14 protein-coding genes are annotated in these 13170 nt (G+C 71.5%); 13 read left to right on the top strand and 1 reads right to left on the bottom strand.

Features of this window, described 5'->3' with window-relative positions:
- Positions 1-85 precede the first annotated feature (85 nt).
- The 13 genes from ACFZBU_RS22820 to ACFZBU_RS22760 all read left to right on the top strand — a co-directional run bounded on the left by ACFZBU_RS22820 (position 86) and on the right by ACFZBU_RS22760 (position 12297).
- Positions 86-457: an NADH-quinone oxidoreductase subunit A gene (locus tag ACFZBU_RS22820; protein WP_391585439.1), complete on the top strand. Its 372-nt coding sequence runs from the start codon at positions 86-88 to the stop codon at positions 455-457.
- Entirely contained in the window at positions 448-1050 is a 603-nt protein-coding gene (locus ACFZBU_RS22815; protein WP_391585438.1) for an NADH-quinone oxidoreductase subunit B, read from the top strand. Before ACFZBU_RS22820 ends, ACFZBU_RS22815 begins: the two co-directional genes overlap by 10 nt.
- Complete coding sequence (locus ACFZBU_RS22810) at positions 1047-1994, top strand: NADH-quinone oxidoreductase subunit C (protein ID WP_391585436.1); 948 nt, start codon at positions 1047-1049, stop codon at positions 1992-1994. The genes ACFZBU_RS22815 and ACFZBU_RS22810 overlap by 4 nt, the downstream gene beginning before the upstream one ends.
- The gene (locus tag ACFZBU_RS22805) at positions 1991-2947 is read left to right on the top strand and encodes an NADH-quinone oxidoreductase subunit H (protein ID WP_391585435.1); all 957 of its coding nucleotides are present in this window, start codon (positions 1991-1993) and stop codon (positions 2945-2947) included. Before ACFZBU_RS22810 ends, ACFZBU_RS22805 begins: the two co-directional genes overlap by 4 nt.
- The gene (locus ACFZBU_RS22800) at positions 2947-3501 is read left to right on the top strand and encodes a NuoI/complex I 23 kDa subunit family protein (RefSeq protein ID WP_391585434.1); all 555 of its coding nucleotides are present in this window, start codon (positions 2947-2949) and stop codon (positions 3499-3501) included. The genes ACFZBU_RS22805 and ACFZBU_RS22800 overlap by 1 nt, the downstream gene beginning before the upstream one ends.
- Positions 3498-4064 carry an NADH-quinone oxidoreductase subunit J gene (locus ACFZBU_RS22795; RefSeq protein WP_391585433.1) on the top strand — a complete coding sequence of 189 codons (567 nt, stop codon included), beginning with the start codon at positions 3498-3500 and terminating at the stop codon, positions 4062-4064. The genes ACFZBU_RS22800 and ACFZBU_RS22795 overlap by 4 nt, the downstream gene beginning before the upstream one ends.
- Before the next feature lie 7 nt (positions 4065-4071).
- On the top strand, positions 4072-4395 hold the full coding sequence (nuoK, locus tag ACFZBU_RS22790; RefSeq protein WP_391585432.1) for an NADH-quinone oxidoreductase subunit NuoK: 324 nt from the start codon (positions 4072-4074) through the stop codon (positions 4393-4395).
- The gene (locus tag ACFZBU_RS22785; protein ID WP_391585532.1) at positions 4386-6284 is read left to right on the top strand and encodes an NADH-quinone oxidoreductase subunit L; all 1899 of its coding nucleotides are present in this window, start codon (positions 4386-4388) and stop codon (positions 6282-6284) included. The genes nuoK and ACFZBU_RS22785 overlap by 10 nt, the downstream gene beginning before the upstream one ends.
- Before the next feature lie 52 nt (positions 6285-6336).
- Positions 6337-7848 carry a NuoM family protein gene (locus tag ACFZBU_RS22780; protein WP_391585431.1) on the top strand — a complete coding sequence of 504 codons (1512 nt, stop codon included), beginning with the start codon at positions 6337-6339 and terminating at the stop codon, positions 7846-7848.
- Position 7849: 1 nt separating this feature from the next.
- A complete protein-coding gene (locus ACFZBU_RS22775) occupies positions 7850-9418 on the top strand; it encodes an NADH-quinone oxidoreductase subunit N (RefSeq protein WP_391585430.1) in 1569 nt (522 codons plus the stop codon).
- Positions 9419-9599: 181 nt separating this feature from the next.
- The gene (gene htpX, locus ACFZBU_RS22770; RefSeq protein ID WP_391585429.1) at positions 9600-10460 is read left to right on the top strand and encodes a zinc metalloprotease HtpX; all 861 of its coding nucleotides are present in this window, start codon (positions 9600-9602) and stop codon (positions 10458-10460) included.
- A gap of 178 nt (positions 10461-10638) precedes the next feature.
- Entirely contained in the window at positions 10639-11043 is a 405-nt protein-coding gene (locus ACFZBU_RS22765) for a YccF domain-containing protein (protein WP_391585428.1), read from the top strand.
- 273 nt (positions 11044-11316) lie between these two features.
- Positions 11317-12297, top strand: coding sequence for a glycosyltransferase family 2 protein (locus ACFZBU_RS22760; RefSeq protein ID WP_391585427.1), 981 nt, complete (start codon positions 11317-11319; stop codon positions 12295-12297).
- 291 nt (positions 12298-12588) lie between these two features.
- Here ACFZBU_RS22760 and ACFZBU_RS22755 read toward each other — a convergent pair whose 3' ends face one another.
- Positions 12589-13077 carry a YajQ family cyclic di-GMP-binding protein gene (locus ACFZBU_RS22755; RefSeq protein ID WP_026217952.1) on the bottom strand — a complete coding sequence of 163 codons (489 nt, stop codon included), beginning with the start codon at positions 13075-13077 and terminating at the stop codon, positions 12589-12591.
- Positions 13078-13170 lie beyond the last annotated feature (93 nt).

Raw genomic sequence — 13170 nt, 5'->3', positions numbered from 1 at the left:
CGCAACCCCCCTAGACTCCCGTGCCACAAACGTACGCAACGACCACGCAACGTTCGGGCAATGTCGATCAGGAGGCGGGCACCGGGTGGAGGGCTACTACGGAACGTACGCGCTCGTGGGTCTGGTGCTTCTCGTCGCGTCGGCCTTCGTCGCGGTGGCGTTCGCCGGCGGGCGACTGCTGCGACCGAGCGTGCCCACGCACGAGAAGCTCACGACCTACGAGTGCGGCGTCGATCCGGTGGGAGTGGGGTGGGCACAGGTCCACATCCGCTACTACCTCTATGCCTATCTGTACGTCATCTTCGCGGTCGACGTGATCTACCTGTTCCCCTGGGCGACGGTGTTCGACGCGCCGGGCTTCGGCGCCACGACCCTGGTGGAGATGTTCGTGTTCGTCGGCTTCCTGGCCACCGGACTGTTGTACGCGTGGCGGAAGGGCGTGCTCGCATGGACCTGACACCTGCACCGGTGGAGCGCACACCGGTCGACCTCCCACCGCCCCGCCTCGGGGTGCTCTCCCGGCTCGCGCCGGACCCGGTGCGGCTGGTGCTGAACTGGGGACGGCGCTACTCCCTCTGGGTATTCAATTTCGGCCTGGCCTGCTGCGCGATCGAGTTCATCGCGTCCTCGATGGCCAAGCACGACTTCATCCGGCTCGGCGTGATCCCGTTCGCGCCCGGCCCCCGGCAGGCCGACCTGATGGTGGTGTCCGGGACGGTCAGCGACAAGATGGCGCCCGCGATCAAGCGGCTGTACGAGCAGATGCCCGAGCCCAAGTACGTGATCTCGTTCGGGTCCTGCGCGAACTGCGGCGGGCCGTACTGGGATTCGTACTGCGTGACCAAGGGCGTCGACCAGATCGTGCCGGTGGACGTGTACGTGCCCGGCTGCCCGCCGCGGCCGGAGGCGCTGCTCCAGGGGATCCTCAAGCTCCAGGAGCGGATCGCGGTGGAGAACCCGGCCGCGCGGTACGCCCGCAAGCTGCCCGCCGCCGCGCTCGGCCGGCCGCTGGTTGCGCCGCCCACGCCTCCCGCGGGGGATCCCCGATGACGCCGGAGGAGATCCGTACGGGCCTGGGCGAGGACCTGGTGCTCGCCGTGTCGGACGCGTACGGGTTGGTCACCGTCGACGTCGCGCCGGAGCACTGGGTCGCCGCCCTGACCGCCGCGCGGGACGGGCTCGGCTGCGCGTTCTTCGACTGGCTCACCGGGGTGGACGAACTCGCCGACGGGTTCGACGTGGTCGCGCACGTGTGCGCGATCCCGACCGGGCCCAGGTTGTTGCTGCGCACGCGCGTGCCGCGCGAGGCCGCGGTGCTCGCGACCGCGACCGGCGTGTACGCCGGGGCTCGCTGGCACGAGCGCGAGACGCACGAGATGTTCGGCATCGACTTCACCGACCACCCGGGCCTGGATCCGTTGTTGTTGCCGGACGGCTTCGAGGGACACCCGCTGCGCAAGGAGTTCGTGCTGGCCTCGCGGGTGGCCAAGGCATGGCCGGGTGCGAAGGAGCCGGGCGAGTCCGATCACGGCGCCGGGCCGGGCCGCGCCCCCGGCCGCCGCCGCACCCTGCCTCCCGGGGTGCCGGATCCGGCGACGTGGGGCCCGCACAAGGAGGAGGCGGCGGCCGAGGCCGCAGCCGCCGCCGAGGAACGCCCGCGCCGCGCCCGCAGTGCCGCGGCCGGCTCGGCAGGCCGGGCCGCGACCGACGGACCACCGGCCCGCCGTACCCGCAGCGCCTCCGCGGGCTCGGCGAGCCAGGCCGCCGAGGGCGCACCGCCCGCGCGCCGCACCCGCAGCGCGTCCGAGGGGTCGGCGAGTCAAACCCCGGCGACCCCTGCGGTCGAGCCCGAATCGCCCGCGCATCCCGAGCCGGCGCCCCCCGCCGGATCACCCGAGGAACCCGAGTCCGCCGCGTCGGCTTCGCCGCCCGAGGCGCCCACACCCCGCGAAAGCGGTCCGCCCGACCCGTCCACCGAAGGGGACACCCCGTGAGTCTCCTCGACGTGTGCCTCCGGCTCGTTCTCGTGCTCGGGGCTTTCCTCGTGCTGCCCCTGCTGATCGGGCAGACCGAGCACAAGGTGATGGCGCACATGCAGGCGCGGGTCGGCCCGATCTACGCGGGCGCCTTCCACGGCTGGGCCCAGCTGGTCGCCGACGGCGTCAAGTTCGCGCAGAAGGAGGACATCGTCCCGGCCGGGGCCGACCGCAAGGTCTTCAAGCTCGCCCCGGCCGTCGCGCTGATCCCGTACTTCGTGGTGCTGATCGCGATCCCCATCGGGCCGAACGGCCTGGTCGGCCGCACCGTCGACGCCGGCATCGTGTTCGTGCTCGCGGTGATGGGCGTCGGCGTGCTCGGCTCGCTGATGGGCGGCTGGGCCTCGGCCAACAAGTACTCGCTGCTCGGCGGCATCCGCTCGGCCGCCCAGCTGATGGCGTACGAACTGCCGATGCTGCTGGCCGCGGCCTCGGTCGCGATGGCCGCCGGGACCGTGTCGCTGACCGGGATCGTCGAGGGCTTCGAGTGGTGGTGGCTGCCCTGGCAGGCGATCGGCGGCGTGGTGTTCTTCACCGCAGGCCTGGCCGAGATCCAGCGCCCGCCGTTCGACATGCCGGTCGCCGACTCGGAGATCATCTTCGGCGCCTACACCGAGTACTCCGGCCTGCGCTTCGCGCTGTTCCTGCTGTCCGAGTACGCCGGGATCCTGATCGTGTGCGCGCTGACCACCGTGCTGTTCCTGGGCGGTTGGCACGGACCGTGGTCGGACTCGGTCGGCTGGTTGTGGACCCTGCTCAAGACCGGCGTGCTCGCGTTCGTGGTGATCTGGCTGCGGGTCAGCTATCCGCGACTGCGCGAGGACCAACTGCAAAAGCTCGCGTGGACGGTGCTCGTCCCGCTCGCGCTCGGCCAACTCGTCCTGACCGGCGTGGTAAAGGTGGCGACCTGATGAAGGGCCTGGCCAAGGGCCTCGCGGTGACCCTCAGGACCCTCACCAAGAGGTCCGTCACACAGTCCTATCCGGAGGTCCTGCCGGAACTGCCGCCCCGCTCCCGCGGGGTGATCGCGCTGTTCGAGGAGAACTGCACGGTCTGCATGCTGTGCGCGCGCGAATGCCCGGACTGGTGCATCTACATCGACTCGCACAAGGAGGTCGTGCCCGCCCGCGAACCCGGCGCGCGCGACCGCACCCGCAACGTGCTCGACCGCTTCGCGATCGACTTCGCGCTGTGCATGTACTGCGGGATCTGCGTCGAGGTGTGCCCGTTCGACGCGCTGTTCTGGTCGCCGGAGTTCGAGTACGCGACCGGCGACATCCACGAACTCACGCACGAGAAGGACAAGCTGCGCGAGTGGATGTGGACCGTCCCGCCGCCCCCCGCGCTGGACGAGCACGCCGAGGACCCCAAGGAACTGATCCAGGCCCGCAAGGCCGTCGAGAAGGCGGAGAAGGCCGCTGCGGCGGCCAGGGCCGCCGCAGCGGAAGCGGAGGAGACCCCGTGAACCTCGCCGCCACCGAGCACGGCTTCCTCTCGCCCACCGGCGCCGAGATCGCCTTCGTCCTGATCGGCCTGATCGTGCTCGGCTCCGCGCTGCTCGTGGTGAGCACCCGCCAGGTCGTGCACGCCGCGCTGTGGCTGGTGGTCACGCTCGGCGGCCTGGCCGCCGAGTACCTGCTGCTCACCGCCGAGTTCATCGCCTGGGTCCAGGTGCTGATCTACGTCGGCGCGGTCGTGGTGCTGTTGCTGTTCGGCCTGATGTTGACCAAGGCGCCGATCGGCTACTCCGAACCGCCCGACCCCGCCGCCCGAATCCCGGCCGCCGTGGTCGCGCTGGGCGCCACCGCGACCCTGCTCACCGTGATCGTGGACGCGTTCCGTACCGCCTACCTGCACCTGGGCGACGACACCGTGGGCAGCACCGAGGTCACCGGGCAGAGCCTGTTCAAGGTGTGGGTCTTGCCGTTCGAGGTGTTGTCCGTGCTGCTCCTGGCCGCACTGATCGGCGCCATCGTGCTGTCCCGCTCCCGTTCCCGCTCGCGCGCGCACTCGGGCCGGAAGGACTGACCCCGCGATGCATCTGGTCTATCCGCTCGTCCTCGCCGTCCTGTTGTTCGGCATCGGGCTCTACGGGGTGATCGCGCGCCGCAACGCGATCCTCGTACTGATGTCGATCGAGCTGATGCTCAACGCGGTCAACATCAACCTGGTCGCGTTCGACATGTACCTGCGCGACACGCTGCACGCCGGTCAGGCGCTGACCCTGTTCGTGATCACCATCGCCGCCGCCGAGATCGGCCTGGGCCTGGCGATCGTGCTGATGGTGTTCCGCAACCGGGCCACCACCGACATCCCCGAACTGCACGAGCTCGCCGAGCACAAGGAGGGATCGGTATGACGGTCGCCGCCGCGACGGCCACCGGCCTGCCCGCGCTCGCCGCCCTGCTCGGGCTGTTCCTCGGTCGCCGGGTGCGCCCGGTCCTGATCGCCGTGCCCGCGGCCCTGGTGGCCACCGGACTCGCGATCGCCGTGGCCGTCGGCATCGGCGACGACACGCGCGAATCGGCGGTGCGGCTGACCCCCACCGGCGCCCTGGACATCACGCTGGGACTGCGGGTGGACGGACTCGCGGCGCTGTCCGCGGTGCTGGTCACCGTGGTCGCGCTGCTGGTGCAGATCTACTCGGCCGCCTACCTGCGCGAGGATCCGCGCTACTCGTCCTACGCCGCGCTGGTGTCGCTGTTCACCGCCGCGATGTTGCTCGTCGTGTACACCGGCGACCTGATCGTGCTCCTGGTCGGCTGGGAGGTGATGGGCGTCTGCTCGTACTTCCTGATCGGCCACCACTGGGAGACCGAGGCGGCCCGCTCGGCCTCGATCAAGGCGTTCGTGGTCACCAAGTTCGGCGACGTGCCGTTCCTGATCGGCATCCTCGTGCTCGCCGCGGGCGCCGACTCGTTCCGGATCCGCGACGTGCTGGCCGCGGTGCCCGAGGGCGGCGCCGGGTGGGTCACCGCGGGCACCCTGCTGCTGCTCGGCGGCGTCGCGGGCAAGTCCGCGCAGGTACCGCTGCAGACCTGGTTGCCGGACGCGATGGCCGGCCCGACCCCGGTGTCCGCGCTGATCCACGCGGCCACCATGGTCGCCGCCGGCGCCTACCTGGTGGCCCGCCTGTATCCGGCCTTCCTGGCCGCGCACGCGACGCTGATCGTGCTCGCGGTGCTGGCCGCGGCGACCATGATCGGCTCGGCCCTGGCCGCGCTCGCCCAGGAGGACCTCAAGCGGGTGCTCGCGTGGTCGACGGTCGGCCAACTCGCCTACATGACCGGCGGCCTCGCGGTCGGCGGACGCGACGCGGCGGTGTTCCATCTGCTCTCGCACGGCGCGTTCAAGGCGCTGCTCTTCCTCGGCGCCGGGGTGGCCATCCACGTCGCCGGGACCGGCGCACTGGCCGGCATGGGCGGACTGCGGCACCGCGCGCCGATCGCGTTCTGGACGATGACCGCCGGACTCGCCGCGCTCGCGGGTGTGCCGCCGTTCGCCGGCTTCTTCAGCAAGGAGGCGGTGCTCGGCGCGGCCGAGCACACCGCCGCCGGACACGGCCCGGTACCGCAGTCGGCCGGCTGGCTGGTCCTGGTGGCCGGGCTGCTCACCGCCGCGTTGACCGCGGCCTACGCGACCCGGGTGTGGCTGCGGGTGTTCCTCGGACCGGCGCGCGAGAGTGCGCCCGGCGCGGAGGTGCCCGCGCACGCGGACGCGGCGGACTACGGCAAGCCCGCGCACACGGGCGAGGCGCCCGCCGCGATGGTGTGGCCGCTGATCGTGCTCGCGGTGCCCACGGTGCTGTTCGGCTTCGTGGCCTTCCCGGGTCTGCCGTCCCTCGGCAGCGACCTGGGCTACGCCGAACTGACCCCGCAGCTGTCGACCACGGTGCTCGCGCTGGCCGCGTTCGTGCTCGGAGCCGGCGTGGTCGGCGCGCTGTGGCGGCGCGACCCGGCCGGCGATCCGGCCCGGGTACTGGGTCCGCTGCGCGGCCCGGCGCTGCGCGGGTTCGACGTGGACGGGCTGTACGCGGCGCTGATCCTGACCCCCGTCCGACTCGCCGCCAAGGCAAGTCGGTTCAGCGACGGCGCCGTCGTCGACACCTACGTCAAGGGCGCCGCGCAGAGCGCGTGGCTGCTCGGCGGCGGGATCCGCCGGGGCCAGAACGGCAACGCCCGGCTCTACCTGACCGGCCTGTTCGCGGGCGTGGTCGTGCTCGCCGTCGCCGTGGCGGTGGGCTCGTGACCCGCCGTCGCATGTCGCCCCCGACGCCCTCTCATGCCCAGGAGACCTTGCGGTGAGCGTCGTGCTGATCCTCGTCGTGGCCGTGCCGCTGCTCGGCGCCGCCCTGCTCCTGCTGCCCGGGATCACGGACCGCACGGCCCGGCTGGTCGGCGTCGGCGCGAGCGCGGCGACCCTGGTCGGTGCCGTGGCGCTCGCGTGCGGCTTCGACCGCGGACGCGGGATGCAGTTCGAGACCGACGCGTCCTGGGCGCCCTCGCTGGGCCTGCGCTTCCACCTCGGCATCGACGGCATCTCGCTGCCGCTGCTGCTGCTCACCGCGCTGCTCACGCTGCTGGTCGCCGTGCACAGCCTGTGGAACATTCCGCCCGGCGGCGACTCCCGCGCGTTCGTCGCGCTGTTCCTGCTCCTGGAGACCGGCACGCTGGGCACCTTCGCGGCGCTCGACCTGATCCTGTTCTTCCTTTTCTTCGAGGTCGTACTGGTCCCGATGTACTTCCTCATCAACCGCTGGGGGAGTCCGGGCGAACGCGGCCCGGCCTCGTACAAGTTCATCCTGTACACCCTGCTCGGCTCGGCCGTGATGCTGCTCGGCTTCCTGCTGATCCAGGCGAAGACCGGCACCTTCGACATGGTCGAACTCGCCGACCGGCACGGCGCGGGCATGTCGCACGGCGTCCAGGTGCTGGCGTTCCTGGCGATCGGCCTGGGCCTGGCGGTCAAGGTGCCGATGTGGCCGCTGCACACCTGGCTGCCGGACGCGCACACCGCCGCGCCGACGGCCGGCTCCGTGCTGCTGGCCGGCGTACTGCTCAAGATGGGCACGTACGGCCTGATTCGGATCGCGGTGCCGATGTTGCCGGAGGGCGCCGAGACGTTCGCGCCGTATCTGGCCGCGTTCGGCGTGGTCGGCATCGTGTACGGCTCGCTGGTGTGCCTGGCGCTGCTGCGCGACCCGGACGGCGACCTCAAGCGCATCATCGCCTACTCCTCGGTGGGCCACATGGGCTTCGCCCTCCTGGGCATCGCGACGCTGACCCCCCAGGGCATCAACGGCGCGCTGTTCGTCAACATCGGCCACGGCCTGATCACCGGCCTGCTGTTCTTCCTGGCCGGCGCGGTCAAGGACCGACACGGCACCGCCCTGCTCGGCCGACTCGGCGGCGGGATGTACGGACGCACACCCCGACTCGGCGCGCTCGTCGCGTTCGGCGCGGTGGCCGGACTCGGGCTGCCCGGGCTGGCCGGCTTCTGGGGCGAACTGCTCGCGATGTACGGCGCGTACGAGCCCGCGGCCGGGTTGTCCACCGGCGGCTACCGGACCTTCCTGGTCCTGGCCGGCCTGGGCACCGTGCTGACCGCGGCCTACATGCTCGGCCTGGTCCGCCGGTTGTGCATGGGCCCTGCGGGCGAGGCCCCGACAGGTCGCCCGGAGGTCGACGTGACCGGCCGCGAAGTCGTGGTGTGGACCCCGCTCGTCGCGCTGACCCTGCTCGCCGGACTGTGGCCGGCCACCGTGCTCGCGATCACCGACCCGGCCGTGCGCGCCCTCATGGGAGGCAGCTGACATGCCGTTCGACGTCCAGTCGATCGACTGGCTCGCGATCGGGCCGGTGGTCGCCGTCGCGGTCGCCGCGCTCGTGGTGCTGCTCGCGGACCTGTTCCTGGAGGGCCCGCGCAAGGCCGTGCTGCCCTGGCTCACGCTGGCCGGACTCGGCACGGCGCTGGTGCTGTTGGTGCCGCTGCGCACGGACGACTCCGAGGCGCGCGGCACGTTCTGCTCGCCGTCGGGGTGCTCGTACGTGGTCACCGACCTGACCCTGGTGCTCCAGCTGGTGCTGCTCGGCTCGGCGGTCGTGGTCGTGCTGTTGTCGATGCCGATGTTGTCGGTGCCGAGGACCGGGCCGACCGAGGGCGGCGAGGAGAGCGACGAGAGCGAGGTGCCCGGCGGTGAGTACCAGTTCCTGCTGCTGTCCTCGGTGACCGGCGCGGTCGCCCTGGCCGGCGCGCGTGACCTGCTGACCCTGGTGGTCGCCCTGGAGACGTTGTCGCTGCCCGCGTTCGCGCTGGTGGGCCTGCGTCGGGACGGCCCGGGCGGCGAGGCCGCACTGAAGTTCTTCCTGCTGTCCGTGGCCGCCACGGCGGTGATGTTGTTCGGCGTGAGCCTGGTCTACGGGAGCACCGGCAGCGTGCACCTGGCCAGGATCGCGGGCGACCTGGAGCACCTGGACCCGCGGTTGACCACGGTGGCCGCGACCGGTGCGGTGCTGACCATGGTCGGATTCGCGTTCAAGGTCGCGGCGGTGCCGTTCCACTTCTGGGTGCCGGACACCTATCGCGGCGCGCCGATCCCGGTCGCCGCCTACCTTTCCGTGGTCTCCAAGACCGCCGGATTCGCCGGACTGCTGCTGGTCGCCGGCATCGCGTTCCGGCCGTATGCGCACATCTGGGGTCCGGCGCTCGCGGTGCTCGCCGCCGTGACGATGACCGCCGGCAACGTGGCGGCACTGCGACAGACCGACGCGGTGCGCCTGTTGGCGTGGTCCTCGATCGCCCAGTCGGGTTACGTGCTGGTCCCGTTCGGGACCGCCGCCGGGCACGGCGAGGACCTGGCCGACACGCTGCCGGCGTCGGTCGCCTACCTCGCGGTGTACGCGGTGATGAACCTGGGCGCGTTCGCGGTGGTGACCCTGGTGACGCGCGAGCGCGGAGGCCTGGTCTCGGATCACCGCGCGCTGTTCCGCTCGCGTCCGGTCGGCGCCGCGGCGATGGCGTTCTTCCTGCTGTGCCTGGCCGGCATCCCGCCGGGTCTGGCCGGACTGTTCGCGAAGGTGACCGTGTTCCAGGCGGTGATCGACTCCGGCACCGGCTGGCTGGCGGTGGTGATGGCGGTCAACGTGGTGATCGCCCTGTACTACTACCTGGCCTGGACCGCGCAGCTGTTCGCTCCCGCCGTGCCGGGGCTGCCGAGCCCGTCCGGCGGCGCGTCCGGCCCGGACGGCGGGCTCCTCGGCGCCGCCCGGACACCGGTTCCGGTGGTTGCCGCGCTGGTGCTCACCGGGGCACTCGGGGTGCTGCTCTCGGTCGCTCCCCAGGTGGTGCTGCACGTGCTCACCGTGCCGGGTCTGCTCGGCTGACCTGCGGTTCCGGTCCCGGGGCGGGGCTCGCGGCGGGGGGTTACGCCCGCTCCGGGAGGGAACTCTGCGAGGCGTTGTCCCGTTGCGAAAGAAGAGACAACGGGCAGAGGGCGACAACCCGGCGGATACCCCGCACGGGCCCGCATTGTCACCCCTGGGACGCTTGCGAGAGGACTCTGCCGTGCACGGCCAGCACAACGGACTGAAGACCGCCGTACTGCTCGGCGGCATGTCGGCGCTCATCCTGGTCGTCGGCAGCTTCTTCGGTCGGACCGGGTTGATCATCGCCCTGTTCGTGGCCCTGGCCACGAACGGCTATGCCTACTTCAACAGCGACAAGATCGCGCTGCGCTCGATGCGCGCGCGCCCGGTCAGCGAGGCGGAGAACCCCGAGCTGTACCGGATCGTGCGCGAGCTCTCCAACGACGCCCGGCAGCCGATGCCGCGCCTGTACATCTCGCCCACCGAGGCCCCCAACGCGTTCGCCACCGGCCGCAACCCGCGCAACGCGGCGGTGTGCTGCACGACCGGCATCCTGCGCATCCTGGACGCGCGCGAACTGCGCGGGGTGATCGGACACGAGCTGTCGCACGTCTACAACCGGGACATCCTGATCTCGTCGGTGGCCGGTGCGCTGGCCAGCGTGATCATGTTCCTGGTCAACTTCGCGTGGCTGATCCCGTTCGGCCGCAGCAACGACGACGAGGGTCCGGGTCTGTTCGGCATGCTGGCGATCATGATCCTGGGGCCGTTGGCGGCGAGTGTCATCCAGTTGGCGGTCAGTCGTTCGCGTGAATACCAGGCGGACGCCTCCGGGGCCCGGCTCACCGGCGACCCGATGGCGTTGGCGAGCGCGCTGCGCAAGCTGGACGCGGGCACCCAGGCGCTGCCGCTGCCGCCGGAGCCGAAGTTGCAGACCACGAGCTCGCTGATGATCGCCAACCCGTTCCGGCGCGGCGCGGGCGGGATGAGCAAGCTGTTCTCGACGCACCCGCCGATGGCGGATCGGATCGCCCGGCTCGAGGCGATGGCGGGGCACTGAGGCTCGGGGTCGGTCGGGGGCGGGGCGGTCCGGCTCCGGGCGGTGCGTGCGGCTCGGGTCGGCCGGCGCGTTTCGGCCCGGCGCGTCGGGAGCGGCGGGGTTCGGCCAGGTGGGTTCTGCTCTCGCAGTCAGTCCTGCGGGGGACGTCAGCGGGCCCGGGGCGGGGTAGAACAAGTCCGTGAAAACTGTCCTGAACATCATTTGGCTCGTGTTCTCCGGCCTGTGGCTGGCCATCGGCTACGCCATCGCCGGCATCGTCTGCTTCCTGTTGTTCTTCCTCGTCGTGACCATCCCGCTGGGCATCGCGTCGTGGCGGATCGCGGTCTACGCCCTGTGGCCGTTCGGCCGCCGAGTGGAGTGGCGGCGCGACGCGGGCGCCGGGTCGATGCTCGGCAACATCCTGTGGATCGTGCTGTTCGGCTGGTGGCTGGCGCTCGCGCACCTGGTCACCGGCCTGATCCTGTGCATCACCATCATCGGCATCCCGCTGGGGCTGGCGAACTTCAAGCTCATCCCGGTCTCGCTCACCCCGCTGGGCCGGGAGATCGTCTCGACCGACGACCCGATGCACGTGGGCGTCTGAGCCAGACGGACGGGTCGACGGGCTCGGTGCCGGCCGGTCGGTGTGCCGGCCGGTCGGGATGCTCGCCGGTCGAGGTGCCGACCGGTCGGATCACGGCCGCTCGGGCGGCCGCTGGACCCGGACAGGCCAATCGCGTGATCTCGTACGAGGGAGACCCGAGCCAACCGCTGTAGCCGCGCCCCCGGTGTGTCGATATGTCCCGGTAGGCCCGGGTAGAGGCACTACACCCCATACCGGGAAGCAGACCCCACACCGGGAAGCGCGGAGGTTGCCGTGGCGGCGACGGTCAGTGTCATCGTTCCGACCCGCGACCGCACGGCCCTGCTGGCCGATGCCCTGCGCAGCGTCGCCCTCCAGGGCATGCGGGACATCGAGGTCGTCGTGGTCAACGACGGCGGCGCGGACGTCGCGGGTGTGCTGCCGCTGGGCGTCCGGGGGATGACCGTGCGGCTGCTCTCCTTCCCGCGCTCGCGCGGCCCGGCGGCGGCGCGCAACGCCGGCCTGGAGATCGCCACCGGGCGATTCGTCGCCTTCCTCGACGACGACGACATGTACCTGCCCGGCCACCTGGACCGGGCCCTGGCCGCGCTGGAGAACACCGGCTCGGACGCGATCTACGCGGACTGCATCCTCAGCGGCGACCGGGCGAAGCCGGGTGAGACGCCGGGCAGCCCGTACCACTACGACTTCCCCTACGACCCGGACATGCTCTCGGTGGCCAACTTCGTACCCACCACCGCCGTGGTCGCGCGCAATCCCGCGCACACCGCGCCCGCGTCCTGGTTCCGCTTCGACCCCGAATTGCCGCTCCTGGTCGACTGGTCGTTGTGGCTGCGCCTGGTGCACGACCGGGGCTGGTCGTTCGCCCGGTTGTCCCAGCCCGGCGTGGTCTACCACCGGGAACCCGTCGACTCGCGGCTGTCCGGCGGCGCGGCGGCCCAACTCGACTCGCTGGGTCGGTACGAGGACACCTACCGAACGATCGTCGCCCGCTGGCCCGTGCCGCCCACCGGCCGCGTGGCCCGCTTCCGCCGACACGCCCTGACCATGTTCGCGATCGCCCGGGAACAACTCTCCACCGGTGCCCACCTGGCCCCGTTCGCCTACGAGGACGCCCTCCGCGTCCTGCACGCGGGCTTCACCGGCCGCCTGGAGGAGGACACAGTGCCCACCCGCCTGTCCGCAGCCCTGACCGGCGCCGACACCCCGACCATCGACGCCTGCGGGCCGCTGGTGGAGCGGGTGCAGCAGTAGGGCCCGCCCGGTGATCGGCCGACCGTGTGCTCGTGGGTACGCGGCCGGTCGCGGGCCCGGCCGTCCTCGGGAGCGGCCGCCGCCGGTGGCCGCCGGTGGCCATCGCGGCCGGGCGGCGGAACGCGGCATGCACAGCCGGACAGCGGCATGCCCGCGACATACATGAAGGGCACAGCGAGGACCCTGAACCACCGTCGCCGGCGATCCGTCCTCGCTGTGCCCTCGAACCCGGGTACCCCCGAGCCTGCCGCCGCCGCGCCGCCGCGCGTGACCGCAGGCCGACGGCCTCGGTCAGCGGTAGTTCACGAACTGGAGCGCGAAGTCCAGGTCCTTGCCCTTGAGCAACGCGATGACCTCCTGGAGGTCGTCCCGGTTCTTGGACGAGACCCGCAGCTCCTCGCCCTGGATCTGCGCCTTGACGCCCTTGGGCCCCTCGTCGCGGATGATCTTGGAGACCTTCTTCGCGTTCTCCTGGGAGATCCCCTCCTGGATCGACGCGAAGATCTTGTACTCCTTGCCGGACGCCTTCGGCTCACCGGCGTCGAGCGACTTGAGCGAGATGCTGCGCTTGATCAGCTTGCCCTGGAACACGTCGAGGATCGCGTTCACACGCTCCTCGGAGTTGGCGCGCATCTCGATCTGCTCGCCGGTCCAGCCGATGTGCGCGCCGACGTTCTTGAAGTCGAACCGCTGCGCGATCTCCTTCGAGGTCTGGTTCAGCGCGTTGTCGACCTCCTGACGGTCGACCTTGGACACGATGTCGAAAGAGGAGTCAGCCAAGGCTCGGAATCGCTTTCTGTGGGAACTGAGTGGGAGGGAAGGCAACCCCTCCAGCCTAGAGCGTCCCCCACGACCCCGACTCCGACCGCGCGC

Source organism: Embleya sp. NPDC008237, assembly GCF_042956465.1.
Taxonomy (GTDB): domain Bacteria; phylum Actinomycetota; class Actinomycetes; order Streptomycetales; family Streptomycetaceae; genus Embleya.
Note: the sequence above shows the minus strand (reverse complement) of the source record. Positions and strands in the feature narration are given on the sequence as shown.

Coding starts and splice junctions, on each gene's coding strand:
- ACFZBU_RS22810 (WP_391585436.1), top strand. CDS start 1,047: ATGACGCCGGAGGAGATCCGTACGGGCCTGGGCGAGGACCTGGTGCTC.
- ACFZBU_RS22815 (WP_391585438.1), top strand. CDS start 448: ATGGACCTGACACCTGCACCGGTGGAGCGCACACCGGTCGACCTCCCA.
- nuoK (WP_391585432.1), top strand. CDS start 4,072: ATGCATCTGGTCTATCCGCTCGTCCTCGCCGTCCTGTTGTTCGGCATC.
- ACFZBU_RS22800 (WP_391585434.1), top strand. CDS start 2,947: ATGAAGGGCCTGGCCAAGGGCCTCGCGGTGACCCTCAGGACCCTCACC.
- ACFZBU_RS22775 (WP_391585430.1), top strand. CDS start 7,850: ATGCCGTTCGACGTCCAGTCGATCGACTGGCTCGCGATCGGGCCGGTG.